General features: G+C 71.8%; 24 protein-coding genes, 1 tRNA gene, 1 pseudogene and 1 riboswitch. Of the genes and pseudogenes, 19 read left to right on the forward strand and 7 right to left on the reverse strand.

The window, feature by feature from the left end:
- Window positions 1–83: 83 nt before the first annotated feature.
- A complete protein-coding gene (locus AC5PYY_RS08530; RefSeq protein ID WP_493896398.1) occupies window positions 84–989 on the reverse strand; it encodes a 3-methyladenine DNA glycosylase in 906 nt (301 codons plus the stop codon).
- A gap of 35 nt (window positions 990–1,024) precedes the next feature.
- Window positions 1,025–1,093: riboswitch (guanidine-III (ykkC-III) riboswitch) on the forward strand.
- Between the two features lie 31 nt (window positions 1,094–1,124).
- On the opposite strand from AC5PYY_RS08530, the pseudogene AC5PYY_RS08535 reads away from it, so the two are divergent.
- The 9 genes and pseudogenes from AC5PYY_RS08535 (at window position 1,125) to AC5PYY_RS08575 (ending at window position 10,462) form a co-directional block, all read left to right on the forward strand.
- Window positions 1,125–1,447 (forward strand): annotated as a pseudogene (locus tag AC5PYY_RS08535) (DMT family transporter).
- 98 nt (window positions 1,448–1,545) lie between these two features.
- Complete coding sequence (locus AC5PYY_RS08540; RefSeq protein WP_493896399.1) at window positions 1,546–2,334, forward strand: fumarylacetoacetate hydrolase family protein; 789 nt, start codon at window positions 1,546–1,548, stop codon at window positions 2,332–2,334.
- Window positions 2,331–3,149: a glutamate racemase gene (murI, locus tag AC5PYY_RS08545; RefSeq protein WP_493896400.1), complete on the forward strand. Its 819-nt coding sequence runs from the start codon at window positions 2,331–2,333 to the stop codon at window positions 3,147–3,149. Before AC5PYY_RS08540 ends, murI begins: the two co-directional genes overlap by 4 nt.
- Before the next feature lie 271 nt (window positions 3,150–3,420).
- Window positions 3,421–4,869, forward strand: a complete 1,449-nt coding sequence (locus AC5PYY_RS08550) for a hemolysin family protein (protein WP_493896401.1) — start codon at window positions 3,421–3,423, stop codon at window positions 4,867–4,869.
- A complete protein-coding gene (locus AC5PYY_RS08555; protein WP_493896402.1) occupies window positions 4,866–5,882 on the forward strand; it encodes a hemolysin family protein in 1,017 nt (338 codons plus the stop codon). Before AC5PYY_RS08550 ends, AC5PYY_RS08555 begins: the two co-directional genes overlap by 4 nt.
- Before the next feature lie 180 nt (window positions 5,883–6,062).
- Complete coding sequence (locus AC5PYY_RS08560; RefSeq protein ID WP_493896403.1) at window positions 6,063–7,634, forward strand: inorganic phosphate transporter; 1,572 nt, start codon at window positions 6,063–6,065, stop codon at window positions 7,632–7,634.
- Window positions 7,635–7,680: 46 nt separating this feature from the next.
- Window positions 7,681–8,439 carry an MBL fold metallo-hydrolase gene (locus AC5PYY_RS08565; RefSeq protein ID WP_493896404.1) on the forward strand — a complete coding sequence of 253 codons (759 nt, stop codon included), beginning with the start codon at window positions 7,681–7,683 and terminating at the stop codon, window positions 8,437–8,439.
- Between the two features lie 18 nt (window positions 8,440–8,457).
- Complete coding sequence (locus AC5PYY_RS08570) at window positions 8,458–8,802, forward strand: SDR family NAD(P)-dependent oxidoreductase (protein ID WP_493896405.1); 345 nt, start codon at window positions 8,458–8,460, stop codon at window positions 8,800–8,802.
- Between the two features lie 52 nt (window positions 8,803–8,854).
- Complete coding sequence (locus tag AC5PYY_RS08575; RefSeq protein ID WP_493896406.1) at window positions 8,855–10,462, forward strand: molybdopterin-dependent oxidoreductase; 1,608 nt, start codon at window positions 8,855–8,857, stop codon at window positions 10,460–10,462.
- Window positions 10,463–10,622: 160 nt separating this feature from the next.
- On the opposite strand, the gene AC5PYY_RS08580 is transcribed toward AC5PYY_RS08575, so the two are convergent.
- Window positions 10,623–11,885: an MFS transporter gene (locus tag AC5PYY_RS08580; protein ID WP_493896407.1), complete on the reverse strand. Its 1,263-nt coding sequence runs from the start codon at window positions 11,883–11,885 to the stop codon at window positions 10,623–10,625.
- A gap of 257 nt (window positions 11,886–12,142) precedes the next feature.
- Between AC5PYY_RS08580 and AC5PYY_RS08585 the strand changes: the two genes are divergently transcribed.
- Window positions 12,143–13,369, forward strand: a complete 1,227-nt coding sequence (locus AC5PYY_RS08585) for an IS256 family transposase (protein ID WP_493896408.1) — start codon at window positions 12,143–12,145, stop codon at window positions 13,367–13,369.
- Window positions 13,370–13,587: 218 nt separating this feature from the next.
- Here the strand turns inward: AC5PYY_RS08585 and yczR are convergent, their stop codons facing one another.
- Window positions 13,588–15,045: a MocR-like transcription factor YczR gene (gene yczR / locus AC5PYY_RS08590; RefSeq protein ID WP_493896409.1), complete on the reverse strand. Its 1,458-nt coding sequence runs from the start codon at window positions 15,043–15,045 to the stop codon at window positions 13,588–13,590.
- Window positions 15,046–15,152: 107 nt separating this feature from the next.
- Between yczR and yczE the strand changes: the two genes are divergently transcribed.
- Window positions 15,153–15,875, forward strand: coding sequence for a membrane protein YczE (yczE, locus tag AC5PYY_RS08595; RefSeq protein ID WP_493896410.1), 723 nt, complete (start codon window positions 15,153–15,155; stop codon window positions 15,873–15,875).
- Between the two features lie 53 nt (window positions 15,876–15,928).
- On the opposite strand, the gene AC5PYY_RS08600 is transcribed toward yczE, so the two are convergent.
- On the reverse strand, window positions 15,929–16,243 hold the full coding sequence (locus tag AC5PYY_RS08600; RefSeq protein ID WP_493896411.1) for a DUF7218 family protein: 315 nt from the start codon (window positions 16,241–16,243) through the stop codon (window positions 15,929–15,931).
- On the opposite strand from AC5PYY_RS08600, the gene AC5PYY_RS08605 reads away from it, so the two are divergent.
- From AC5PYY_RS08605 to AC5PYY_RS08625, 5 genes are all read left to right on the forward strand, one after another.
- The gene (locus AC5PYY_RS08605) at window positions 16,242–17,051 is read left to right on the forward strand and encodes an LLM class F420-dependent oxidoreductase (RefSeq protein ID WP_493896412.1); all 810 of its coding nucleotides are present in this window, start codon (window positions 16,242–16,244) and stop codon (window positions 17,049–17,051) included. The genes AC5PYY_RS08600 and AC5PYY_RS08605 overlap by 2 nt on opposite strands.
- A gap of 122 nt (window positions 17,052–17,173) precedes the next feature.
- The gene (gene rph / locus AC5PYY_RS08610; protein WP_493896413.1) at window positions 17,174–17,968 is read left to right on the forward strand and encodes a ribonuclease PH; all 795 of its coding nucleotides are present in this window, start codon (window positions 17,174–17,176) and stop codon (window positions 17,966–17,968) included.
- Window positions 17,962–18,636 (forward strand): RdgB/HAM1 family non-canonical purine NTP pyrophosphatase, encoded by a 675-nt coding sequence (rdgB, locus tag AC5PYY_RS08615; RefSeq protein ID WP_493896414.1) that lies wholly within the window; start codon window positions 17,962–17,964, stop codon window positions 18,634–18,636. Before rph ends, rdgB begins: the two co-directional genes overlap by 7 nt.
- 220 nt (window positions 18,637–18,856) lie before the next feature.
- Window positions 18,857–19,951 carry a threonine synthase gene (gene thrC, locus AC5PYY_RS08620; RefSeq protein WP_493899348.1) on the forward strand — a complete coding sequence of 365 codons (1,095 nt, stop codon included), beginning with the start codon at window positions 18,857–18,859 and terminating at the stop codon, window positions 19,949–19,951.
- The gene (locus AC5PYY_RS08625; RefSeq protein WP_493896415.1) at window positions 19,951–20,892 is read left to right on the forward strand and encodes a homoserine kinase; all 942 of its coding nucleotides are present in this window, start codon (window positions 19,951–19,953) and stop codon (window positions 20,890–20,892) included. The genes thrC and AC5PYY_RS08625 overlap by 1 nt, the downstream gene beginning before the upstream one ends.
- Window positions 20,893–20,908: 16 nt before the next feature.
- On the opposite strand, the gene AC5PYY_RS08630 is transcribed toward AC5PYY_RS08625, so the two are convergent.
- A complete protein-coding gene (locus AC5PYY_RS08630; RefSeq protein WP_493896416.1) occupies window positions 20,909–21,697 on the reverse strand; it encodes an SGNH/GDSL hydrolase family protein in 789 nt (262 codons plus the stop codon).
- 298 nt (window positions 21,698–21,995) lie between these two features.
- On the opposite strand from AC5PYY_RS08630, the gene AC5PYY_RS08635 reads away from it, so the two are divergent.
- Window positions 21,996–22,077, forward strand: a tRNA-Leu gene (locus AC5PYY_RS08635).
- Window positions 22,078–22,166: 89 nt separating this feature from the next.
- On the opposite strand, the gene bcp is transcribed toward AC5PYY_RS08635, so the two are convergent.
- The gene (bcp, locus tag AC5PYY_RS08640) at window positions 22,167–22,649 is read right to left on the reverse strand and encodes a thioredoxin-dependent thiol peroxidase (protein WP_493896417.1); all 483 of its coding nucleotides are present in this window, start codon (window positions 22,647–22,649) and stop codon (window positions 22,167–22,169) included.
- Window positions 22,650–22,727: 78 nt separating this feature from the next.
- Here bcp and corA point away from each other — a divergent pair, with 78 nt between their 5' ends.
- Window positions 22,728–23,717 carry a magnesium/cobalt transporter CorA gene (gene corA / locus AC5PYY_RS08645; RefSeq protein ID WP_493896418.1) on the forward strand — a complete coding sequence of 330 codons (990 nt, stop codon included), beginning with the start codon at window positions 22,728–22,730 and terminating at the stop codon, window positions 23,715–23,717.
- A gap of 97 nt (window positions 23,718–23,814) precedes the next feature.
- Window positions 23,815–24,093: a DUF3618 domain-containing protein gene (locus AC5PYY_RS08650; RefSeq protein WP_493896419.1), complete on the forward strand. Its 279-nt coding sequence runs from the start codon at window positions 23,815–23,817 to the stop codon at window positions 24,091–24,093.
- Between the two features lie 452 nt (window positions 24,094–24,545).
- Here AC5PYY_RS08650 and AC5PYY_RS08655 read toward each other — a convergent pair whose 3' ends face one another.
- Window positions 24,546–26,666 (reverse strand): heavy metal translocating P-type ATPase, encoded by a 2,121-nt coding sequence (locus AC5PYY_RS08655; RefSeq protein WP_493896420.1) that lies wholly within the window; start codon window positions 26,664–26,666, stop codon window positions 24,546–24,548.
- Between the last annotated feature and the right edge of the window lie 5 nt (window positions 26,667–26,671).

The following is a 26,671-nucleotide window of genomic DNA, read 5'->3' on the forward strand; positions in this document are numbered from 1 at the left end:
GCCTCAGGCTCGTGCCGCGATCGTGTTCTGCTGGCGCGTTGCAACCTCACACGAGAACACGATCGGCATACGAGTCCGGGCGCTCACTCAGGCTGCGGCGACGCCAGCGCGTCCAGCGCTCCCAGCAGCCGCCCGCGTAGCGCGTTGGAGCGCACCGTGAACCCGCGCTGGGCCTCGGCATACTCCCGCTTGCCTTCCGGCGTCTCGATCCGCACCGGCTCGTAGCCCAGGTCGCGCAGGTCGTAGGGCGCCGCGCGCATGTCGAGTCCGCGGATGTCGCGGGCCAGCAGGAAGGCCTCCAGCGTGAGGTCGCTCGGCACCGCCGGGGCCAGCTTGAACGACCACTTGTAAAGATCCATCCCGGCGTGCAGACACCCCGGCTGCTCCAGCTCGAGCTGGCGCTCGCGGGTCGGCGCGAGCGTGTTGAGCGGGGCCGCCTCGGGCGTGAAGAAGCGGTAGGCGTCGAAGTGCGAGCACGCCACCTGGTGGCCCTCCACCACGGCGTCGGTGCCCTCCCGCCCGAGCCGCAGCGGCCAGTCGTGGCGCGTCGCGTCGTCGCGATAGACCATCGCCCACTCGTGCAGCCCGAAGCACCCGAAGCGGCCCGGTCGCGACAGCGTCGCCGCCAGCAGCTCGCGCACGAAGGTCACCGTGCGCCCTCGCCTCGCGACGAACCCCGCCACGTCCAGGTATGCCGCACCCGCCGGGAGACCCGACGCGGTCCCGTCGCTCACGGCATACCCGCTCCAGGTCGCGCGCTCGGGTGCGTCCGCCAGCGCCATGCCGGGCCCGGGGTGCCAGCGCGCGAGCTGTCCGGGGCGGAAGGAGTAGTACTCCCACAAGAAGTCGTCGACCGGGTGGGTGCGGCCCTCGACCCGGCGCGCGAGCCGGGCCTCGGAGAGCTGCTCGACCGCCGCCCGGTGCGCCTCGGCGCGCGGGCGCCACTGGCTCTTGGGGAGCAGCACGGGCGCGGTGGTGGTGACGGACATCACCGCCGAGAGTACGCCGGACGTGAGATCATGGAGGTGGCCGCCACGACCCCGGCGGATCCCCGGACGAGACACGTCGTACCCGGCACCGACGACGACGTGGCGCGCCTCGGGAGGGGCGTCGACATGGCCATCATCTCCTGGATCGTCCTCATCTTCTCCGGTGTGCTGGAGAGCGTCTGGGCCGCTGCGCTCACGCGCTCGGAGGGCTTCTCGCGGCTCTGGCCGACGGTCGTCTTCGGCGTCGCGCTCGCCTTCAGCATGGCCGGCCTCGGCTGGGCGCTGCGCACGATCCCGCTCGGCACCGGGTATGCCCGTGGGTCGGCATCGGCGTCGTCGGCACCGCGCTCTACGGCATCGTCGCGATGGACGAGCCGGTGAGCGTCGCCCGCATCCTGTGCCTGGTCGCGATCGTCGGCGGCATCGTCGGTCTCAAGCTCACGACCACCGGCCACTAGCGGCGACGGGCGCGGCATACCCCACGTTCTGGACAGCGGATTCTGGGCGACGGGCACCAGAATCCTGCGTCCAGACCTGACGGCTCTAGGCTGGCCACATGCGTATCTGCCGCTTCACCGACGGTGACGACCCCCGCTTCGGCCTCGTCGACGGGGCGGGGGACCGGATCGCCGAGATCTCGGGCGACCCGCTCTACACCAAGATCGACCTCACCGGCGAGACCTTCGAGGTCGCCGACGTGCGGCTGCTGGCGCCGGTGATCCCCCGCAGCAAGGTCGTCGCGATCGGCCGTAACTACGCCGACCACGCCCGCGAGATGGGCAACGAGCTGCCCTCCGAGCCGATGATGTTCTTCATCCCCAACACCTCCGTGTGCGGGCCCGACGACCCCGTGGTGATCCCCGACTTCGCGACCGAGATCTCGTATGAGGCCGAGCTCGCCGTCGTCATCGGCCGGATGTGCAAGGACGTGCGCGCCGAGGACGCCGGCTCGGTGATCTTCGGCTACACCGCCGCCAACGACGTCACCGCGCGCGACCTGCAGCGCGGCGACGGGCAGTGGGCGCGGGCCAAGGGCATGGACACCTTCACCCCGCTCGGGCCCTGGGTCGAGACCGACCTCGACATCTCCGATCTCGCCGTGCGCGCCACCGTCGATGGCGAGGTGCGTCAGGATGGCACCACCGCCGACATGCACTTCGACGTCGGGCAGATCGTCGCGCACGCCTCGGCCGCCTTCACGCTGTTGCCGGGCGACGTGCTCCTCACGGGCACCCCCGCGGGCGTCGGGCCGATCACCGCAGGTCAGCGCTGTGAGATCGAGGTGGAAGGCATCGGCGCCTTCTCCAACCCCTTCGTCGCGGCGAGCTCCGACTCCGAGAGATGACCGACGCTCCGATCGGGGTCTTCGACTCCGGCTTCGGCGGGCTGACCGTCGCCCGCGAGATCCTCGACCAGCTGCCGCGGGAGTCGGTGCTCTATCTGGGCGACACCGCGCGCACGCCCTACGGCCCGCGGCCGGTCGCGGAGGTCCGTGAGTATGCCCTCCAGTGCCTGGACCGGCTCGTCGACCACGGGGTGAAGGCGCTGGTCATCGCGTGCAACAGCGCCTCCGCCGCGATGCTCGCCGACGCCCGCGAGCGGTATGACGTGCCGCTCGTCGAGGTGATCCGGCCCGCCGTGCGGCGGGCCATGGCGGTGACGCGCAACGGGCGCATCGGCGTCATCTCCACCGCGGCCACGCACCAGTCGCGCGCCTATGTCGACTCCTTCGTCGCGGCGCCGCCGAGCGTGTCGGTGATCAGCCAGCCGTGCCCGCGCTTCGTCGAGCTCGTCGAGGGCGGGGTCACCAGCGGGCCGGAGGTGATCGAGGTCGCCCAGGGCTACCTGGCTCCGCTGCAGGAGCAGGACATCGACACCCTCATCCTCGGTTGCACGCACTACCCGCTTCTCACCCAGGCGCTGCAGTACGTCCTCGGCGAGCAGGTCACGCTCGTCTCGTCCGCTGCGGCGACCGCCGCCGACCTCTTCCGGGTGCTCACCGACGGCGACCTGCTGGCGGGGGCGGACGGCATACCGGTGCATCAGTGGTTGACCACGGGCGACCCTGACGGCTTCCACTATCTGGCGCGGCGCTTCCTCGGGCCCGAGGTCGACCGGGTGCACCGGGCGTTCGTGGGGCGGCCGGAGGAGTGGGGCTGAGGATCGCGCCGGAAGGGACTGGCGCATCGTGCGTGTTGCGACATGCACGTGATGACGAGCGACTCGCCGCAGGGCATCGGTGTCCTGTGCGCGACACGCTGGAGGCCGGGGCGTGGATGCGCTGTCTGATCAGGCAGCCACCCGGGCGGCGGCGCGCTATCCTTCAAGGCTGCCCCTGTCACGTCATACCGGAGAGTGAGGCCATGCCTGCTGGCTGTCCCGCGCGCGCGACCCAGCGCGCCACCCGCGGCTCGACCGCGACGGTGGTCGCATGACGACCGCGATCATCCTGCTGCTCGTCGGCATCCTCGCGATCGGTCTCATCATCGCGGCGAACGGCTACTTCGTGGCCCAGGAGTTCGCCTACATGTCGGTGGATCGGCTGCGGCTGGAGGCCGAGGCGGACAAGGGCGATGCCGCGGCGCAGCGCGCCCTCTCCGTCACCCGGCGCACCTCCTTCATGCTCTCCGGCGCCCAGCTCGGGATCACCGTCACCGGTCTGCTCATCGGGTATGTCGCAGAGCCGCTCGTCGGGCGCGGGCTCGCCGGACTGCTGGGCGGGACCGGGGTGCCCGAGGCGCTGAGCATCTCGGTCGGGACGGTCGCGGCGCTGGCGATCGCAACCGTCGTCCAGATGATCTTCGGCGAGCTCTATCCCAAGAACCTCGCGATCGCGAACTCCGGGCCGCTGGCCCGGATGCTGGCGCGGTCCACCCTCATCTACCTCAGCCTCTTCGGCTGGCTCATCACGGTCTTCGACTGGTCGGCCAACACTCTGCTGCGGCTGGTGCGGATCGAGCCGATCCACGACCTCGACACCACTGCGACGGCCGAGGACCTGGAGCGGATCGTCGCCGAGTCCCGCGACAGCGGTGACCTTCCGGCCGAGCTGTCGGTGCTGCTGGACCGCATCCTGGACTTCCCGGACCAGGACGTCGAGCACGCGCTCGTGCCGCGCCCCCGGGTGGACGTCATCGATCCGGACACCACCCTGCGCGAGCTGCGCGAGCTCATGGCGCAGGGGCACACCCGCTATCCGGTCGTGGACGCCGACGCGCAGCCGGTGGGGGTCGTCGACCTCGTCGACCTGCTGCGCTCCAGCGGCGAGGGGACCGCGGGTGACATCATGCGCGAGCCGATGATCGTCCCGACGCTCATGACGCTGCCCGACGCCGTCGCCGAGCTGCGCCGTTCGGGCCACCAGCTGGCCTGCGTGGTCGACGAGTTCGGTGGGTTCGCCGGCGTCCTCACGATGGAGGACCTGGCCGAGGAGCTCGTGGGCGAGATCACCGACGAGCATGACGACGAGGTGCCCGAAGGCATCGTGGCCGCCGACGACGAGCACGTCTGGCGGATGGATGGTGACGTGCACGTCGACGAGGTCGAGCGGGCGATCGGGCACGACCTGCCCGAGGGCGACTACGAGACCCTCTCCGGCCTGGTCATCGCCGAGCTGGGGGCGCTGCCCGGGGTCGGCCAGGTCGTCGTCGTCGAGCTGCCCGAGGATCCCTCCGAGGTCGTCCTCGACGAGCGGGTCACCCGGGCCCTGGAGATCGAGGTGCGCGAGATCGAGCGGCACGTGCCCAGCGCGGTCACCGTCCAGCTCGTCGAGCGGGCGATGACCCGCGAGGACGAGGCCGCGGACGAGCCGGACGACGGCATACCGGAGCATCAGACGCACGCCGACGACGCCTCGACCGACAAGGAGGACCAGCGATGAACGGCCTCACCGTCGTGCTCGTGACGATCCTGCTGATCGTGCTGAGCGCCCTCTTCGTCATCGTGGAGTTCGCCCTGCTCGGAGCGCGCCGCAGCCGGCTCGAGGCGGACGCTGAGCACTCGCCCTCCGCGCGCGCCGCGCTGCGCAGCCTCAACGAGCTGACCGTCATGCTGGCCGGTGCGCAGCTGGGCATCACGGCGTGCACCTTCGCGCTCGGGGCCGTCACCAAGCCGGCGCTGGACTACTGGCTCGGGCCGGTGCTCACCGACCTAGGCATCCCGGGGTGGATCGCGGGCGGCACGTCCTTCGCCCTCTCGCTGCTCTTCGTCACCTTCCTGCACCTGGTGGTCGGCGAGATGGCGCCCAAGTCGTGGGCGATCGCTCACCCGGAGCGCGCGGCCAAGCTCATCGCGCTGCCGATGCGAGCCTTCATCACCGTGACCCGCCCGCTGCTGGTCTGGGTCAACTCCCTGGCCAACGCCCTGGTGCGGGCCAGCGGCGTCGAGCCCGTCGACCGTGCCGCCGTGGGTGGCCAGGACGCCGACACCATCCGGGTGCTCGTGGACCAGTCGGCCCGGGAGGGCGCCCTGGAGCAGACCTACCAGGAGCAGATCTCCGAGGCGATCGAGCTGGAGGCGTTGACCCTGACGGACGTCGCACCGGAGACCCTCGATCTCGCCGCCGTGGGGTCCGCCGCGAGCATCGGCGAGGTGTGGCAGGTCGCCGCCCGCACCGGCCACAAGCGCATCCTCATGCTCGACGACGACACCGCCGACCCGCGCGTCATCCACGTGCGCGACACGCTGCTGCGCGACGGCGGGGCAGGGGCGGCCGAGCTGGCGCGCCCCGCCCTGGTGCTGCCGGCGGACACGCCGGTCTACGAGGCCTTCGCCACGATGCGCGAGTCGGGCGAGCAGCTGGTCGTGCTGCGGCGCGAGGGCCGGCTCGTCGGGCTGGTGAGCATCTCCGACATCCTGGCGCGGTTCCTCCCGACGGCAGACCGGACCGGCTGAGGGCGGGCGGCCCAGACCCGCCCCGCGGACGGCTCCGAGCCGCCCCGCGGGCGGTGCGCGCGACGAGGCTCGACGCAGTCAGACCCGCCACGCAAACCCTCCGTTGGCCCGTCGGACGTCCTTTCCTGATCTACTGTCCACCGTGCGTTCATCCGGCAACGAGTCAGACGAGGTGACCCGGTGACCCAGCAGGACTTCCAGCAGGTCGAGAAGGCAGCGGGGAAGAGCAGGGCCGAGGTCGGGCGGATCGGCGTCGCCGCGCTCTTCCTCGTCGGCGTCATCGTCTTCACCGGCGCTGTCTTCAACGACGTCGAGCAGGCCTACCTGCTCATCGCTGCGGCGGTGATCGGCGGCTACATGGCGATGAACATCGGCGCCAACGACGTCGCCAACAACGTCGGTCCGGCGGTCGGCTCGATGGCGATGACGATGGCCACCGCGATCGGCATCGCCGCGGTCTTCGAGGCCGCCGGCGCGATCATCGCGGGCGGCGACGTCGTCGACACCGTCAAGAACGGCATCATCAACCCGGACCGCATCGGGGATCCGCAGGTCTTCGTCTGGGTCATGCTCGGGGCGTTGCTCGGCGCCGCGGTCTGGCTCAACATCGCCACCTTCCTCGGGGCGCCGGTCTCGACGACGCACGCCATCGTCGGCGGCGTGCTCGGCGGCGGTGTCGCGGCCTCCGGGTGGGCGATCGTCAACTGGGGCGTCATGGGCTCGATCGCCATGAGCTGGGTGATCTCACCGGTGGTCGGCGGCCTCATCGCCGCGGGCACCCTCTACTTCCTCAAGCGCACCGTCCTGTTCACCGATCGGCCGCTTGACGCGGCGCTGCGAGTGGTGCCGCTGCTCATCGCGGTCATGGCGGGGGCGTTCGCGACCTACCTGGCGCTCAAGGGCCTGTCCAACCTCATCGACATCTCCTTCGTCGTGGCGCTGCTCGCCGGGGTGCTCATCGGGATCTTCACGTATGTCGTGGTGCGGCCGATGGTGGCGCGCGCCATCCCCGGGTTGAGCCAGGACAGCGAGGGGGTCAACAGCCTCTTCACCATTCCGCTCATCTGCGCCGCGGCCCTGCTCAGCTTCGCCCACGGCGCCAACGACGTCGCCAACGCCGTCGGCCCGCTGGCCGGCATCGTCGAGGTGCTCGGCACCGGCGACGCCGGGGGCGAGGTCGGCATCCCGTTGTGGGTGCTCGTCATCGGAGCGCTCGGCATCTCGGTCGGCCTGGCGCTCTTCGGACCCAAGCTCATCCGCACGGTCGGCAGCGAGATCACCGAGCTGGACCGCTCGCGCGCCTTCTGCATCGCCCTGGCGGCGGCGCTCACCGTCATCGTCGCCAGCCAGCTCGGGCTCCCCGTCAGCTCGACGCACGTCGCACTGGGCGGGATTTTCGGTGTCGGCTTCCTCCGGGAGTTCCTCGAGAGCCGGATGAACCGCGCCATCGAGAAGGTGCTCGGCCAGCACCGCGACGACACCAACCTCGCGGAGGTCGAGCGGATGCTCGCGGAGTTCCGGGAGGCCCGCCCCGAGGACAAGCGCCAGATGCTGGACCGGCTCCAGGCGATGGGCTCGGACGCCGTCATCACGGCCGCGCAGGGCAAGAAGCTGCGCAAGGCCCTCAAGCGTCAGCTCGTGCGTCGCTCGCACATCCTCAAGATCGCCTCGGCCTGGGTCATCACCGTGCCCGTCGCGGCCACCCTCTCGGCGCTCTTCTTCTTCGCGCTGCGCGGCATGATGCTGCCCTGAGCCGGCGGGTCGGGTCTGTCGGCGGGTGTCCGGCACGATGGACACCATGAAGCTCACCGTCGTCGGCTGCTCGGGCTCGGTGCCCGGCCCGGGCACGCCGGCCAGCTGCTATCTCGTGCGCGCACTCGATGCGGACCGCGAGTGGCGGGTGCTGCTCGACCTCGGCTCCGGTGCCCTCGGTGAGCTGCAGCGACACGTCGACCCGATGACGCTGGACGCGGTGCTGCTCACCCACCTGCACCCCGACCACTGCCTCGACCTCACCGGGCTGCACGTGCTGCGCCGCCACGGCCCGGCCCCGGCGACCGCCGAACTGCCGGTCTGGGGTCCGGCGGGGGTGGCGGAGCGGATGGCGCGGGCGCACGGTGCGCAGTCCGCCGAGCCGATGACGGGTATGACGTGGGGCGAGTGGTCCGACCGCGTCGCCGTGAGCATCGGGCCGATGACGATCACGCCGTATGCCGTGCGCCACCCGGTCCCCGCGTTCGGGCTGCGCGTCGAGGCCGCTGGGCGGGTGCTGGCCTACACCGGCGACACGGACAGCTGCGACGCGCTGGGCCCGCTCTTCGGCGATGCCGACCTGGCCCTGGTCGAGGCGGGCTTCAGCGGCGAGGCCGACCCACCGGGCATCCACCTCACGCCGACGCGGGCGGCGGCCGCTGTCGAGGGAGCGGGGAGGGTGGCGCGGGTGCTGCTCACCCACCTGCCGCCGTGGGCGGACCGGGAGGCCGCGCTGGCCGAGGTGCGGGCCGGAGTCGACGGGGAGGTGATGCTGGCCGAGGTCGGCGAGACGTGGCAGGTGTGAGTCGACGACGATAGGGGGATGGCCCGACGCATCGTCATCACCGGTGGTGGCACCGGACTCGGGCTGGCCTGCGCCCACCGTCTGCTCACGGACGAGGTCTCGATGGTCCTCGTCGGCCGCCGGGGTGAGGTGCTGGAGCGGGCGCGGGGTCAACTGCTCAGCGGTCACGAGGGCGCCGACGCTGCGGTCGCGGCGAGCGGGGCCGCTGCCGGAGGCGAGGATGAGTCGAGCGGGGCCGCCGAAGGAGCGGAGGGGGAGACGAGCGGGGCGGAGATCCACACCGCGGTGGCCGACCTCACCGACCCGGATGCCGTCCAGGGTCTCGCCGACGAGCTGTGCGGCGGGTTCCTTACGGTCCGGTGACGGTCGGCCCGCTGCGGGGGCGTGAGCCGCGCAGAGGCGCGATGATGGAGGCATGGTCCTGACTGCCGATGCCCCGTCCGAGGTGAGTGACCGACCACGCCTGCTGCGTGCCGCGGCGGCTGGGATCGCTACGGGAGCGGCGACCCTGGGCACCGCCGAGCTGCTCGCGGCCCTGTGGGTGAGGGTGCTCAACTCGGGCGGCACACCCTCGCCGCTGCTCGCCGTGGGCGGAGCCTTCGTCGACCGCACCCCGCCGTGGCTCAAGGACTGGGCGATCGAGACCTTCGGCACCGCGGACAAGCTGGCGCTCGGGGTCGGTATGGCGCTCGTGCTCACCGCGGTCTGCGCCGGGATCGGGCTCCTCGCCGCCCGGAGCCGGACGGTCGGGATGGTCGTCTTCGCGGTCGTCGGTCTCATCGGTCTGGCGGCCGTGCTGTCCCGCCCGGCCTCAGGCGTCCTCGACCTGGTGCCCACCGCGCTCGGCGTGGTCGTCGGCGGGCGGGTGCTGTCGTGGCTGCTGCCCGGCGAGCCGGCCCGGCCGTCGGGGCCGCACCGGGCGGGACCGGGGCCGTCGGGCGTCGACCCCTCACGGCGCAGCGTGCTCGCGGCCGCCGGCGGGGTGACGGCGCTAGGCGTGCTCGGGATCGTGGCTGGGCAGATGCTCTCGACCGCGGGACGAGCGGTGAGTCGGACGGCGGAGGCGCTCGGACTGCCCAACCCGGTGCGGACGGTGAACGTGCCCGACGGTGCGGCGAGCTCGGTGACCGGGCACTCGGCATACCTCACGCCGAACGACGACTTCTATCGCATCGACACCGCTCTGCGGGTGCCGCGCGTCGAGGCCGCCGACTGGTCCCTGCGCGTCACGGGGATGGTCGACGAGGAGATCGAGATCAGTTATGCCGACCTGCTGGCCGAGGAGCACGTCGAGGCGCTGGTGACGCTGACCTGCGTGTCCAACACCGTGGGGGGCGACCTCGTCGGTAACGCGCGGTGGCTCGGCTGGCCGGTGCGCGAGCTGCTCGCCCGTGCAGGAGTCAGCCCGGAGGCCGACATGGTGCTCTCCCGCAGTCAGGACGGCTGGACCGCGGGCACGCCGATCGAGGCGCTCACCGACGACCGCGACGCGCTGCTGGCCGTGGCGATGAACGGAGAGCCGCTGCCGCGCCAGCACGGTTTCCCGGTGCGGCTGGTGGTGCCGGGGCTCTACGGCTACGTGTCCGCGACGAAGTGGGTGACCGAGCTCAAGGTGACGCGATTCGATGCGGACGAGGGCTACTGGACGCCCCGCGGCTGGTCGGCCCGTGGCCCCATCAAGACGGCGTCACGGATCGACGTGCCGCGTCAGGGTGGTGACCTCACGCCGGACGGGGACGGTACGGTCACCGTGGCCGGCGTGGCGTGGGCGCAGCACCGGGGGATCGACCGGGTCGAGGTCCAGGTGGACGACGGGTCCTGGCAGGAGGCCACCCTGCTGGAGGAGCCCAGCATCGACTCGTGGCGGCTGTGGCAGGTGGCGGTGGCCGGGGTGGAGCCCGGGCAGCACCAGGTCCGCGTGCGGGCCACCGACGGGACGGGCGAGACCCAGACCGACCAACCCGCCGCGCCGGCGCCGAACGGCGCCAGCGGGTGGCACACGGTCGACTTCACGGTCGACTGACCTCCGCGCCGTCGTCGCCAGCGAGGCCAGGGGCGATCCCGTGGCCCATAGCTCCACCGGGCGTCGCGAAGGGTTGCCTCAGACCCGACCGGGCGTCGCGAATGGTTGCCTCAGACCCGACCGGGCGTCGCGAATGGTTACTCCCTGCTCCGACCCCGGCTCAGGTGAGCGCCGGCTCAGGCGCAGTCTCGGCGTCGGTCCACGGCTGCTCCGGCCGGGCTCGAAGCAGCGAGGCGCCGCCCCACGCCAAAGCGGCCATGAGGACCGTCGCGCCCACCGTGACGGCGAAGGCCGGCGTGTGCCCGCCGAGGTCGGCGAGCCGACCTGCGAGGCCGGCGCCGACGGCATACCCGGTGCCGGTGCTGGCCGCGAGCGTCGTCATCGCGGCGCCGAGGCGCCGCGCGGGCGTGGTGCGCTCGGCGAGGGTGAAGGCTGTGATCATCGACGGGGCGATGGCCACGCCGAGGGCGAGCAGGGCCAGGGCCAGGGTGCCGAGGGAGTCCACGGCGAGCAGCGGGAGCCCCAGGAGGACCAGTGCGGCGCCGAAGATCCGGAGCCGGACGACGTGGCCGATCGACTCGGGGAGCGCCACCACTGCCAGGCCGGCGACGACGCTGCCGATTCCGAGCAGTCCGTGGAGCAGCCCGGTCAGACCGGGCTGGCCGGCCTGCGTGGCGAGGACCGAGGTGCCGGTCTGGATCGATCCGAAGACCATGCCGATGCTGAGTTGGATGCCGGCGAGCACGAGCAGGGTGGGGCTCAGCAGGCGGCTGACCTCGCCCGGTGCCGTCGGCGCGGCTGCGCGGACGAGCCGGACCGTCGGGTGCAGGGCGAACCAGGTGCCGAACGCGCCGAGCAGCAGCGCGGCCACCACCAGCGAGGTCACCGGAGCAGCGACCGCCACGATGACTCCCACGAGCGCCGGCCCGAGGACGAAGGACGCCTCGTCAGCCGCGCCCTCGTAGGAGAAGGCCGCGTCCATCGTCCGGGCGTCGGCGCGGGTGGACGCGGTGCTGATCGGACGCCACCGCACCCGCGCCATCGTGCCGACCTGGGGCACGAAGACCCCGGCCAGCGCGGCGGTCACCGGCAGCGGCCACCACGCGTCACCGGGCTGCGTCGCGAGGGTCAGCGCCGCGAGCATGAGCAGCCCGACGGTGCCGAGCACGCTCTGCACCAGCAGCACCGGACGCTGGCCGAGCCGGTCGCTCAGGCCACCCGCGACGGGGGAGCCGACCGCGTTGGCGACGGCGAGAGTGCCCGCGGTCACACCGCCGGCGGTGTAGGACCCGGTCGCGGCCGACACGGCGAGCAGCGCCGCGATCTGGGACATCGCCAGGGGCAGGCGGCCGAGAAAGGCGACGACCACATACAGGGGGCCGGTCAGGCCGAAGAGCTGTCGATAGGACTGAAGGGGTGACACAGGGTATGCCTCTCGCGCGGTCCGTGAGCACGGACGCGCGCGCCGTCCCAGCCACCCGGCGCGCAGAACCCTTGTCAAGCCCGTCCAGTGTACCGCTGCAGAGCGTGCGGTCGGTCCACGCAGACGCGCGGCCAGTCCAGTAAGAGTCCCGTGGAGTGGTGGGGTTTGGGTGGCCGGTGTGGTGCCCTGGTGTGAGGGGGTCATCGGCGAGATGCTCGGTGTGTACCGCCGAGTACTCACCAGAGGAGATCTCACCGATGACCCTTCCCCAGTCTGCCGTGTCCGACCTGTTGGACGCACTTCGTGCCGGTGACGGCGTGGACCTGGTCCGCGAGTCCGTCCGCATGGTCCTGCAGGAGCTGATCGAGACCGAGGCGACCGAGACCATCGGCGCCGGCCGCTACGAACGCACGGACACACGCGCGACCGAGCGCAACGGGTCCCGGCCCAAGCTGCTCACGACCAAGGGCGGTGACGTTACGGTCGCGATCCCCAAGCTGCGCACCGGTAGCTTCTTCCCCTCGATCCTGGAACCGCGTCGGCGGATCGACCAGGCGCTGTACGCGGTGGTGATGGAGGCCTACGTCCACGGCGTCTCGACCCGGTCGGTGGACGACCTCGTGGTCGCCCTGGGCGGGACCGGGATCTCCAAGTCCGAGGTGTCGCGGATCTGCGCGGGCCTGGACGAGGTCGTCGGCGCGTTTCGCACCCGCCGGCTGGACCACGCTCGCTTCCCCTACGTCTACCTGGACGCGACCTACCTGCACGTGCGCACCGAGGCCGGGATGGTGGTGTCCAAGGCCGTCGTGATCGCTACCGGCGTCACCGAGCACGGCCGCCGGGAGATCCTGGGCCTGGACGTCGGGGACAGCGAGGAGGAGATCTTCTGGCGGGCGTTCCTGACCGGCCTCAAGAAGCGCGGCCTGGGCGGGGTGCAGCTGGTGATCTCCGACCAGCACGCCGGCCTGGTCGCCGCCCTCACCCGCGTCTTCCAGGGCTCGGCCCACCAGCGGTGCCGGGTCCATTTCATCCGCAACGTCCTGGCTCACGTGCCCAAGGCCGAGACCGAGATGGTCGCCGCGGTGTTCCGGACCATCTTCGCCCAGCCCGACCTGGGATCGATGGGCAAGCAGTGGGACAAGGTCCGCGACGACCTCGCGGCCCGGTACCCCAAGATCGGGCCGCTGATGGACGACGCGAAGTCCGAGGTCCTCGCGTTCGCCGCGTTCCCGCGTGAGCACTGGCGCAAGATCTGGTCCACCAACCCCCTCGAGCGCTTGAACAAGGAGATCAAGCGCCGCTCCCGCGTCGTGGGCATCTTCCCCAACGAAGCCGCCATCATCCGCCTCATCGGAGCCGTCCTGATCGACACCCACGACGAGTGGCAGGTCGACGAACGCCGCTACCTCTCCGAAGCATCGATGGCCAAGATCTACAAGACCAGCAATACTGGAACCGTCGCCCTCGAAGAAGGCGACCGGTAGGCAACGAGCATCACCTCAAAGCCCACCACTCAGCGGGGCTCTGTCCCAGTCCACGCAGAACCTGCGTGCAGAATGCGCGCTCGGTGCGTGCAGAATGCGCGCTCGGTGCGTGCAGAACGCGCGCTCGGTGCGTGCGGAACGTGCGTCCGGTGCGTGGACTGGGGCAGACGAGGCTCTTGGAGTGGGCAGGCGAGGCTCTCGGTCGGTGAGCGGGGAGGTCAGGCGATGATCTGCTGGCCGCCCCAGCGTTGCGGCGAGACCCGGCCGGCCTCGACATCGGCCCAGGCCGCGGCCAGGCGCGGGGCCACCTGGGCGAGCTGCGGCGCGGGCAGCACGTAGGGCAGCCGCACCCAGCCGTCCAACCCACCCCCGGAGGCGAAGTTCGGACCGGCGGCGAGCGCGAGGTCGTAGCGGCGGGCGGCCGTGGCCAGCGCCGTCGACCCGCTGCCGGTGGGCAGCGCGCACCAGAGGGCCATCCCTCCGCGGGGGACCTGCACCCGCCACCCAGGCAGGTGCTCGCGCAGGCCCGCGAGGAGCAGGTCCCGGCCCTCACGGAGGCGCCGACGCTGCTCGGTCAGGATGTCGTCGGCGCGGTCGAGCAGGTGCGTGACCGCGAGCTGCTCCAGCACCGAGACGCCCAGGTCCAGCCGCAGCCGGCTGGCCGCCATCGCCTCCAGCCGGGCGCGCGGCACGCGCATCCAGCCGACCCGCAACCCGCCCCAGAGCGACTTGCTCGTGCTGCCGACGGTGATCGAGTCCGGCACGTGCCGCGCCAGTGGCTCGGGCACGACGGTGCCGTCCAACGGCAGGTCGACCAGCGACTCGTCGATGATCGGCACGACTCCCGCCGTGCGGAGCACCCGCCCGACCTCCGCGCGCTGGGACCCGGACATCAGCGCTGCGGTGGGGTTGTGGAAGTCCGGGATGAGGTATGCCGCTCGCGCGCCACTCTGCCGCAGGGTCGCGGCCAGCGCCGCCGGCTGCCAGTCCTGACGTTCGTGGTCGATGGGGTGGGCCACCAGGCGGGCCCCGGCACCCTCCAGGGTCGCGATGGCGTTGGGATACGTGGGCAGCTCGACGACCACCCGGTCGCGGCGGTTGACGAGCGCCCGCCCGGCGATGGCGACCCCGGTGAGTGCGCCCGGCACGATGATGATCTGCTCGGGCGCGGTGGCCAGGCCCCGATCGGTGTAGCGCTGGGCCAGGCGCTCGCGCAGCACCGGCAGGCCGCCGGGGTAGTAGCCGGTGCCCGGCAGGTAGGCGCCGAGGTCGGCGAGGGCCAGTTCGTAGGCCTCCGAGGTGCCGGCCGGCGCCGCCGAGGCCGTGCAGGTGAGGTCGAGTGCGCCGTCGTGCAGCGCGGTCGGGGTGAGCAGGTGGTCGACCCGGCCACCGGGGACCTCGGGCACGCGGACGATGCTGCCCGAGCCGCGGCGGGTGACGACATACCCCTGGGCGCGCAGCTCGGCGTAGGCCCGGGTCACCGTGGTGCGGCTCAGCCCCACGGGGCCGGTGAGGTCGCGCTCGCTGGGCAGGCGGGTGCCCTCGGGGATCCGGCCGTCGACGATCGCCTGGCGCAGCGCGTCGCCGAGGCGGGCGTAGGACGGGCCGGGCAGTGTGGAATCCAGCGACGGGGCGACGAGCTCGGCAACGCGGGCGGCGGTGACGGAGCGAGGCATACGACCACTGTGGCCGTGATTGGCCTGGTCGTCCATAGCCACTTGGTGGCCACTGGACCGCAAGTGGCTATGGAGGAAGGGGCCACTTGCGCCGCATGGTGGAGGGCATGAGCATGATGACCCTGATGGGAGAGACGTCGCGACGGGCCGTGAGCAGCGCCCGCAACCGGGCCCACGACCCGCGCCGCCAACTGGCCCCGCTCGGGCCGGTCGAGCAGCTCCGGGCCGGCCGCCTGCCCCGCCGACTCGTGCAGCTCGCGGTCGGGCTGTGGCTCTATGGCGCCTCGATCGCGCTCATGGTGCGCGGCGTGCTGGGCAACATGCCGTGGGACGTGCTCCACCAGGGCATCGCCCGGCACATCCCCCTCAGCCTGGGCACCATCATCATCGCGGTCTCGGTCGTCGTGCTCCTGCTGTGGATCCCGCTGCGCCAGCCGCCGGGCCTCGGCACGGTCGCCAACGCGCTGCTCGTCGGGGTCGCCGCCGACGTCACCCTCTGGATGCTCGCGCCGGGCGAGGGATGGGGCGCGCGGATCACGCTGATGGCCCTCGGCGTGCTGCTCAACGGCGTGGCCAGCGCGATGTACATCGGCGCCCAGCTCGGCCCCGGCCCCCGCGACGGACTCATGACCGGACTCGCGCGGCGCACCGGCTGGTCGCTGCGCCTCGTCCGCACCGGGATCGAGGTGACCGTCATCGCCCTGGGTTGGCTGCTCGGCGGTGTGGTCGGCGTCGGCACCGTCCTGTATGCCGTGGCGATCGGCCCGGTGACCCAGGCTCTGCTGCCGTGGTTCACCGTCGAGCTCGACCGAGAGCCTCGTCTGCCCTGACCGAGAGCCTGGTGTGGTCACTCCGAGAGCCTGGTGTGCCCACTCCAGCAGCGTCAGTGCTGGCGCAGCGCGCTGATCAGCTCGTCCTTGGTCATCGAGGAACGGCCCTCGATGCCGATCTCGGCGGCACGCTCCCGGAGCTCGTCGACGGTGCGCTCTTCGTAGTCGCTCGCCTCCCCTCCCCGCTCGCCGACCTCCGAGCGGGAGGTGTTGGCGGCGGCGTTGGCGATCCGCGCGGCCTTCTCCTTGCTCGCGCCGTCCTCGCGCAGCGCTTCGTAGACCTCGGCGTCCTTGACGCTCGGACCTGGTTCGTCCTTCTTCTCGGTGGCCATGCCCTCCACGGTATGCCGTGCCAGAGTGGACCGCATGGCGATCGACCCGACCCAGACCGACCGTCCCGTCCGACTCGGCGTGCAGATCCAGCCGCAGCACGCGGCATACCCCCAGATCCGTGACACCCTGCGCCGCGTGGAGGAGGCGGGGGTCGACCTGGTGACCACCTGGGACCACTTCTTCCCGCTCACGGGCGAGCCGGATGGTCTCCACTTCGAGTGCTGGACCACGCTGGGTGCCTGGGCCGAGCAGACCTCGCGGGTGGAGATCGGCGCGCTCGTGACCTGCAACTCCTACCGGAACCCCGACCTGCTCGCCGACATGGCGCGGACCGTCGACCACATCAGCGAGGGGCGGCTCTTCCTCGGGATCGGCTCGGGGTGGTTCGAGCGCGACTACGACGAGTACGGCTACGACTTCGGCACCGCGGGCTCCCGCCTCGACGACCTCGCTGCGGCGATGCCGCGGATACGGGAGCGGTGGGCCAAACTCAACCCGGCGCCGGTGCGGGACATCCCCGTGATGATCGGCGGCGGAGGGGAGAAGAAGACGCTGCGGATCGTCGCCGAGCACGCGACGATCTGGCACTCGTTCAGCGACGCGCCGACGCTGCGGCACAAGCTGGGCGTCCTCGATCGGCACTGCAGCGACGTCGGTCGCGACCTCAGCGAGATCGAGGTGTCGGTGGGGGGCGGATCGCTCGACGGACCGGGGCCGGGGCAGGCGGCCCAGGAGCTGTATGCCGAGGGAGCCCGGCTCTTCACGGTCACCACGAGCGGTCCGGGCTATCCGCTCGACCAGCTCGACGCGTGGCTCGCCTGGCGCGACGAGCGGAGCGGCTGAGGCAACCCTTCGCGACGCCCGGTGGGGGTGTGGGCAACCATTCGCGACGCCCGGTGGGGGTGTGGGCAACCATGCGCGACGCTCGGTGGGGAGTGGGGGACCGAGCGCCTACGCTGGCTGCCATGACCTCACGCCACGACGGCCGCAGCGCCGACCAGCTCCGCGAGATCCGCATCACCCGCAACTGGCTCGACCACGCCGAGGGCAGCGTGCTCGTGGAGTTCGGGAAGACCCGGGTGCTGTGTGCGGCCTCGTTCAGCTCCGGGGTCCCGCGCTGGCGCAAGGGCAGCGGCAAGGGCTGGACCACGGCGGAGTACGCCATGCTGCCGCGTTCCACGCACACCCGCTCCGACCGCGAGTCGGTCAAGGGCCGCATCGGCGGGCGCACCCACGAGATCAGCCGGCTCATCGGCCGCTCGCTGCGGGCGGTCGTCGACCTGGATGCCTTGGGGGAGAACACCATCCAGCTCGACTGCGACGTGCTCCAGGCCGACGGCGGCACCCGGACGGCCGCGATCACCGGGGCCTACGTCGCCCTCGTCGACGCCGTGGAGTCCGCTCGGGACAAGGGACTGATCGCCAAGAAGGCCGAGCCGATCACCGGCTCCGTCTGCGCCGTCAGCGTGGGCGTCGTCGAGGGTGAGCCCGTGCTCGACCTGGATTACCCGGAGGACTCCACCGCTGAGACCGACATGAATGTCGTCATGACCGGCGACGGCCGCTTCGTCGAGGTGCAGGGCACCGCCGAGGGCGTGCCCTTCGACCGGGAGCTGCTCGATGCCCTGCTCGACCTGGCTGCGGAGGGGTGCAACGAGCTGACCGCCCGCCAGGCGGCGGCCTTCGGTGGCGACGACATGGGGGGCTCCGACTCGCACGCGGCCGGCGCCGACGTCGACCAGGGCCCTCCGACGTGGTGACGGAGCCGGCACCCGCCGCGGACCGCCCGCGGCAGGTCGTCCTCGCCACCCGTAACCAGGGCAAGGTGAGCGAGCTGCGCGAGATCCTGGCCGACGTGCTGGAGCGCTGCGGCCTCGAGCTGGTCGGCCTGGACGCCTTCCCCGACCTCGAGGAGGTCGTCGAGTCCGGCGTCACCTTCGCGGAGAACGCGCTGCTCAAGGCGGGCGCGGCGGTGCGCGCCACGGGGCTGCCGGCGCTCGCCGACGACTCCGGGCTCGCGGTGGACGTGCTCGGCGGCGCTCCCGGCATCTTCTCGGCGCGGTGGTCCGGCCCGATGGCGCAGGCCACCGGCACGAACACCGACGAGGCCAACAACACCCTGCTGCTGGCCCAGCTCGCGGACGTGCCGGATGCCCATCGGGGTGCCGAGTTCGTCTGTGCCGCAGCGCTGCTCGTGCCGATCGAGGGGGAGGAGGCCGCCGCTACCTCCGCCGTCCGCGAGGGTCGCTGCCGGGGAGTCGTCGGTCGTGAGCCACGGGGCAGCAACGGCTTCGGCTACGACCCGTTGCTCGTCCGCCCCGACGGACGGACCCTGGCCGAGCACAGCGCGCAGGAGAAGCACGCGATCTCCCACCGCGGGGAGGCCTTCCGGGCCCTCGCCCACGACCTGGAGGTCCTGCTCGGCTGAGCTGCCGTCGGCCCTGCTGAGCCCCGGGCCCCGACACAAGGCACTCGAAGTGACCACGGGATAGCACGACCGTCATCGGCATCTATGGCGATGACGGTCGTGCTATCCCGTGGTCACTCCCGGTGTGAGGTGCGGTCACTCCCGGGCGAGGTACGGGGAGGGGCGCGCGACCCCATACCCTTGTGCCTGACCCGTGGTCAACACCGACAAGAAGGACCCCATGGCGCACCAGTGGCGCGGCGTGATCGCCGAGTATGCCGACCGTCTCCCCGCCTCGATCACCGAGCACGTGATCACGCTGCGCGAGGGCGGGACGCCGCTCATCTTGGCCGAGCACCTCTCCGAACTGGTCGGGGCGCAGGTGCACGTGAAGTACGAAGGCCTCAACCCCACGGGCTCATTCAAGGACCGCGGCATGACGGGGGCCATGAGCGACGCCGCCCGCCAGGGGGCCAAGGCGGTCATCTGCGCCTCGACCGGCAACACCAGCGCCAGTGCCGCGGCCTACGCGACCAAAGCGGGTATGACGTGCGGCGTCCTCGTCCCGGACGGCAAGATCGCGATGGGCAAGCTCAGCCAGGCGGTCGCCGGGGGAGCGACGCTCATCCAGGTCCAGGGCAACTTCGACGACTGTCTCACGGTGGCCCGCAAGCTGGCCGAGGTCTATCCCGTCGAGCTGGTCAACTCGGTCAACCCGGCTCGCATCGAGGGGCAGAAGACCGCGGCCTTCGAGGTCGTCGACGCCCTCGGCGACGCGCCGGACATCCACTGTCTTCCGGTCGGCAACGCCGGCAACATCACGGCCTACTGGAAGGGCTACACCGAGTACGCCGACCCCGCCGCCCCGGGCGCCGATGGCACCGCGCCGGCTACCCACCGGCCCGCCATGTGGGGCTTCCAGGCCGCCGGCGCCGCGCCCATCGTCCAGGGCCACCCGGTCGACGACCCCGAGACGATCGCCACCGCCATCCGGATCGGCAACCCCGCCTCCTGGGCCCAGGCCGAGGCCGCCCGCGACGAGTCGGGTGGCGTCATCGAGGCGGTCACCGACGAGGAGATCCTCGCCGCGCACCGGCTGCTCTCCTCGCGCGAGGGCATCTTCGTCGAGCCCGCCTCGGCCGCCTCGGTCGCCGGTCTGCTCAAGCGCCACGCCGCCGGGCAGGTCCCGTCCGGCGCGAGCATCGTGTGCACCGTCACCGGCCACGGTCTCAAGGACCCGCAGTGGGCGCTCAAGGGGGCCGACGGCAGCGACATCGACCCGGTGCGCGTCACGGTCGACGTCATGAGCGTCGCCGGCGCCCTCGGGCTGGAGTGATGGCCGACCTCGTCACCGGCGACCGGGTCGCGGTCCGCGTCCCCGCCAGCACCGCCAATCTCGGCTCGGGCTTCGACAGCGTGGGCCTCGCGCTCGGGATCTGGGACCGGTATGCCGTCGAGGTCGTCGACACCCCCGGTCACCTCGAGGTGGTGCTCGAGGGGGAGGGTGCCGGGGAGCTCCCGACCGACGAGACCCATCTCGTGGCGCGGCGACTCCGCGAGGCGCTGCAGGCCTGCGGGGTGGGGTGGTTGGACGGCTACGGGCTGCGTCTCACCTGCGGCAACACCATCGCCATGTCGGCCGGGATGGGCAGCTCGGCCACCGCGATCGTCGGCGGGCTCGGGCTGGGCTTCGCGCTCGCCCGCGGCGGCGAGCTGACCGAGGCCGACCTGGGCATGGTCAACACCCACGCGGGCGTCGCGGAGGGCCATCCCGACAACTCCTCGGCCTCGGTCTACGGCGGTCTCACCGTCTCCTGGATGCCCAGCGCCCACGTGGTGCGCACCGCGCGCCCGCAGCTGCACCCCGAGGTGGTGCCGGTCGTCCTCGTGCCGGCGGCCCAGCGGCTGGACACCGCGACGGCGCGGGCGGTGCTCACCCCGCAGGTGCCTCGCGCCGACGCGGTGCGGCAGGCCGGTCGGTCGGCGCTGCTGGTCCACGCGCTCACGAGCGAGCCGGCGCTCCTGCTGGACGCGACGAGCGACTGGCTGCACCAGGAGCAGCGCCGTGAGGTCTATCCCGTGACGATGGGCGCGGTCGACACCCTCCGGGCCCTCGGCCATGCCGCGGTGGTCTCGGGCGCGGGGCCGACAGCGCTGTGTCTCACCACGACCGAGCTGGTCGAGACGGTCGTCCAGGAGGCCAAGGGGTGGGGCCGCGGCTGGCAGGTGTTGACACCTGGTGTCCCGGAGGTCGGGTTGCAGGTCGCCGCGACCTGATCGTCGCGGACCCGACTCAGCGCAGGTCGGCCGACCGGATCCCCGCGGTGAGCGCGGCGGCATATTTGCGCTGGCCCACCGCCGTCGGGTGGAAGTCCGCGGCGCTGATCCAGGGATTCGGCGCGTTGGCGCCGTGCCGGTCGAAGCGACTGGTGAGGTCGACGTACTGGAAGCCGGCGCGCTCCGCGGCCGCCTCGATGGTGGCGTTGAGCTCCACACCACCGGCATTGATGGCTTCCTGCTCGGCGACCGAGACGTTGCCGAGGGCGCCGAAGTCGGGCGTGAAGAGGTTGGGGTAGCCGGTGACCACCACGTGCGCGTCGGGCGCCGCGTCGGCGACGGCGGCGAAGGTCTGGTCCAGCGCGCCGGGCAGCAGGGTCTGGATGAGGCCGCCGGACACCGCGATCGCGCCGGCGCACTGCTCGTCGGAGCCGAACAGGCAGGCGCCGATGGTCTGGGCGAAGCCGATGTCGTTGCCCCCGATGGAGATGGTCACCAGGTCGGTCTCGGCATCCAGCGCAGGCAGCTGGTAGGCCAGCAGGTCGGCCGTCGTGTCGCCCGAGCAGGCGGCGAAGTCGTCCAGCGCGATGCGTTTGCGTCCGTCGAGCAGCAGCGGGTGCGCGAGCTCGGTCTGGCCGCAGGGGCCCATCTCGACCGAGGTCGAGAAGCCGGCGGCGAAGGAGTCGCCGAGGGCGTCGTAGACGACCTCCTCGGGAGCAGCCGCAACTGGTACGGCCACCGTGAGCGGGAGGGCCACCGTGAGAGTTGTCAGGGCGACCACGGTCCGCCCGGTGAAGGTTCTCATGGCGAGAACTTACCGCCGCGGAAGGCGGCGCAACAGGCAATTCTGGTGAAAGTCTCGACAATGAGACACATGGTGCGGCGTGGGGCCGGGAGGTTGCGAGTCGCTCGAAGCACTTCATCCCGTGACCTTTTGAGACTCTTCGACATGCACCTTCGCGACCCCAAAATTCAGCCGCTGAGCGGATCCGTGAGGTGAGGGGTATGCCGTCGCCCGCCGACGGCATACCTCTCACCGCGTGGTCCGCCCGAGGGTCCCGGCACCGTGACCCGCCCGGACCGCTCGTTAGGCTGAGGTCCGCGCGCTCGTGGTGGAACTGGTAGACACGCAGGATTTAGGTTCCTGTGCCCTTGGGTGTGCGGGTTCGAGTCCCGCCGAGCGCACACTCCTGTGCCGGTGCCTGTGCCACAGGCGTTCGTCCGCGCACCCCTGTGGCACAGGCAGGTGCACAGCCGCACGCCCAGGTATGCCGTCAGCCGGTTGCGGGGAGCTCCACGCCGAGCTGCTTGGCCAGGGAGGCGACGTGCCCCTTGGCGCGGACGTTGTACTTCGCCACCTCGATCACGCCGTCGGCGTCGATGACGAAGGTGGACCGGATGACCCCGATCACCGTCTTGCCGTAGTTCTTCTTCTCGCCGTAGGCGCCGTAGGCGGTGAGCATCACCTTGTTCTCGTCCGAGACGAGCGGGAAGCCCAGGCCCTCCTTCTCCGCGAAGGTGGCGAGCTTGGCGACCGGGTCCGGGGAGACGCCGACGACGGCATACCCCTCTCGCTGGAAGATCGCCTCGTTGTCGCGGAAGTCGCACGCCTGCGTGGTGCAGCCGGGGGTCATGGCGGCGGGGTAGACGTAGAGGACCACCCTGCGGCCGGCCAGGTCCGAGAGGCTGAGCTCACCACCGTCCGCGGTGGGCAGCGTCCAGGCGGGGGCGCTCTGACCAGGCTCGAGGCGCGACATGGAGGTCCTTTCATCGACGGGTGCGGTGCTGGATGATCGTCTCAGACCGCAGCGCCCCCAGCCACGACAGGATGACCCGTGATCATCGACCAGGCCGTCTACCGCGCCGGCCGGCGCCAGCCGTGTGAGTCCCACGACCTGGCCCGCGCCCTCGCCGAGCTGCGCGCCGCCGGTGCGCCGGACGACGACTTCCTCTGGATCGGGCTCAAGGACCCGACCGACGAGGAGTTCGCCTTCGTCCGGGAGGCGCTCGAGCTGCACCCGCTCGCGGTCGAGGACGCGCTGAGCGGCGACGAGGGGGCCAAGCTCGAGGCCTACGACGGCAGCCTCTTCATCGTCGTCAAGACCCTCGGCTACGACCCGAGCACCTCGGACATCGAGACCGGTGAGGTGAGCGTCATCCTGGCGCCGCACATCGCCGTGACGTTGCGCTACGGAGAGGTGGCCCCGCTGCGCGGGGTCCGCGAGCGGATGGAGCAGGACGAGCAGGAGCTGCTCGCGCACGGGCCGCTCAGCGTGCTCCACGGGGTGCTCGACACGGTCGTCGACACCTACACCGAGATCGACCAGGAGGTCGCCGTCGACCTCACCGACATCGAGCGGGACGTCTTCGGCGGCGGGAATCACACGCATTCCTCGACGATCTACCGGCTCAAGCGCGAGGTGCTGGAGTTCCGGCGCGCCGCGGTGCCGCTCAAGCCGGTGCTCGCGGCGCTCACTGACAAGGGTGGGCTGGTGCGGAGCAAGGAGCTGCGCCTGCACTTCCGTGACGTGGCGGACCACCTGCACCGGGTGCTGCAGGACGTCGAGAGCTACGACAAGCTGCTCACCGACATCCTGTCCGCCCACCTGTCGCAGGTCGGGGTGCAGCAGAACTCCGACATGCGGCGCATCTCCGCCTGGGCCGCGATGATCGCGGTGCCGACGCTCGTCGCGGGCATCTACGGCATGAACTTCGACCACATGCCGGAGCTGCACTGGCTCCTGGGATACCCGCTCGCGGTGGCCGTCATGGTGGTCGCCGTGCTGCTGCTCCACCGGGCTTTCCGCCGCTCCGGCTGGTTGTGACGCTGACCTGCCGTTCTGCGCGGCCCGGAGGGGTTGGCGTGCGTTATCGTCGTCGGAGGAAAGTGCACCGACCCACGAACCGAGGGAACCTCTACCCATGGCGAACAAGCAGCCTGCCCGCTCCGTCAAGGAGATCGAGGCCGACCTTGCGGCGACCCGGAGCCGTCTGGCGCGCAGCGTCGACGAGCTGACCTACCGCGTGAGCCCGGACACGCTCAAGGCCAAGGCGCTCGCCTCGCTCAAGGGCAAGGTCGACGAGGTCGCCACGGACGCCGACGGCAACCCCAGGTATGACCTGCTCGCGATGACCCTCGGCGGTGTCGCCGCCGCGGCGATCGCCCTCGGCGGCGCGCGCCGCATCTTCTACCGCGGCTGACCTGCCCCGCGCCTCGGCTGCGCCGGGCGCGCGATCGTGACCCGGTCGTGACCTTCCCGCTCCCTCCGCGCGGCGTCCCCTGGGCGTAGACCCCTCGAGACGAGCCGTCATGGGCCCGGTCATCGACGGCGAGCTCGTCGTGCACCCGGTGACGCTGTCGGGCGACCGCGGGCTCGTCGCACCGGCCGGGCTGCGCTACGGCATGACGCTGGAGGAAGTCCGGGCGGCGCTGCCGGGGCGGAGGAGACCACCGGATCGCTCGGGACGGCGGTGCGCCAGGACGGCATCACGGTCGAGCTGCGGATGGACTACGGGCCCGGCTACGAACGCGCCTGGCTCATCACCTGGTCGACCGGCCAGTGCACCCCCTGACCGGCCGCCTCGTCTGCTCGCTCCGGCCGCCTCGTCTGCTCGCTGCGAGAGCCTGGCCTGCTCGCTCCGGGAGCCTCACGTCAGCGGGCCATGGACTCCGGTGACAGGTCCAGGCGTCTCAGCAGCTGGGCGTTGAGCGCGACGACGATGGTCGAGGCCGACATGAGGATCGCGCCGACACTCATCGGCAGCACGAACCCGACCGGCGCGAGCACACCGGCTGCGAGAGGCACCGACACGAGGTTGTATCCCGCGGCCCACCAGAGGTTCTGCTGCATCGTGCGGTAGCTCGCCCGCGACAGCTCGATGACCGACAGGACCGAGCGCGGGTCAGAGCTGGCGAGCACCACGCCCGCCGATCCGATCGCGACGTCCGTGCCCGCGCCGATGGCCAGGCCGACATCGGCCTGAGCCAGCGCCGGGGCGTCGTTGACCCCGTCGCCGACCATCGCCACGGACCGTCCCTCGGCCTGCAGCTCGGCCACCCGGGCCGACTTGTCCTCCGGTCGGACGCCGGCGAAGACCCGGTCGATCCCGAGTTCGGCGCCCACGGCGTCGGCGACCGCCTGGGCGTCCCCGGTGATCATGACCACCTCGACGCCGTCGGCGTGCAGGGCGTCGATCGCCTCGCGTGAGTCTGGGCGTATGCCGTCGGCCAGGCGGAGCGCGCCGATCACCTCCCCGGCGGCGACCACGTGGAGGATGATCGCGCCGTCGGCGCGCCACTCCTGCGCCACCCGGAGCTCGGCGAGGCCCTCCTGGTCGAGCAGGTAGGGGCCGCCGACGTGGACCTCGACCCCCTCGACCGTGGCGCGCACGCCGACCGCGGGGGAGGAGGAGAAGTCTGCGGCTCCCGGGATCTGGAGGTCGCGCTCGCGGGCGGCCCGCACGATGGCGCGAGCCAGGGGGTGCTCGCTGTCACCCTCGGCCGCGGCGGCGAGGCGGAGCACGTCGTGCTCGGAGCGGCCACCTGCTGGCTCCACGGCGGTGACCGCCGGCTCACCCTCGGTGAGGGTGCCGGTCTTGTCGAAGAGCACGACGTCGATGTCGCGCATCGCCTCGAGCGCCAGCCGGTCGGTGACGAGGATGCCGTTCTTGGCGGCGCGCTCGGTCGCGATCGAGACCACCAGCGGGATGGCCAGGCCCAGCGCGTGCGGGCAGGCGATGACGAGGACGGTGATCGCCCGGACCACGGCCGCGTCGGGCATCCCGAGCACCGACCAGGCGACCGCGGTGATGATCGCGGCGACCAGGGCGAACCAGAACAGCCACCCGGCCGCGCGGTCGGCCAGCCGCTGCGTGCGCGTGGAGGAGGCCTGCGCGTCCGCGACCAGCCGCTGGATGCCGGCGAGAGTGGTCTCGTCCCCGGTCGCGGTCACCTCGACCCGCAGGCCGGAGTCGGTCGCGACCGTGGCCGCCACGACCTCCTCGCCGCGCTCACGGCGCACCGGCGTCGACTCACCGGTGACCATCGACTCGTCCATGCTGGCCGAACCGTCGACGATCCGGCCGTCCGCAGGCACCGATGATCCGGGACGCACGAGCACGACGTCGCCGACCCGGAGGTCGGCGGGGCTGACCGTGACGGTCGCCTCACCCTCCACCCGCTCGGCCTCGTCCGGCAGCAGCGCGGCCAGGCTGTCCAGCGCCGAGCTGGTCGCGGCCAGCGAGCGCATCTCGATCCAGTGACCCAGCAGCATGATCACGACGAGCAGCGCCAGCTCCCACCAGAAGTCGAGGCTGGCGTCGAGGACCCCGAGGGTCGCGCCCCAGGAGGCGAGGAAGGCGACGGTGATCGCCATCCCGATGAGCAGCATCATCCCTGGCTGTCGGGACCGCAGCTCCGAGACAGCGCCGGTGAGGAAGGGGCGGCCGCCCCAGGCATACATCACCGTGCCGAGGACCGGCGACACCCAGGTCAACCCTGGCATGTCCGGAAGCGGGTAGCCGAGCAGGTGCGCGAAGGTGCCGCTCGCGACCACGGTCGGGATCGCGAGCGCCAGCATGATCCAGAAGAGCCGGCGGAACTGCGCGACGTGATCGCCGTGGCCACCATGTCCCTCGTCGTGACCACCATGTCCGTCGCCGTGATCGGCGGAGCCGTGGTCCGTGGTCGTGGGGTTGGGTCGGTGCCCGCCGTGGACTGCCGCGGGAGAGTCGTCGTGAGTGTGCTGATGCGGTGCCCGCTGCAGGTCCTCCATATCGT

This window comes from Serinicoccus sp. JS2-9 (genome assembly GCF_059025165.1).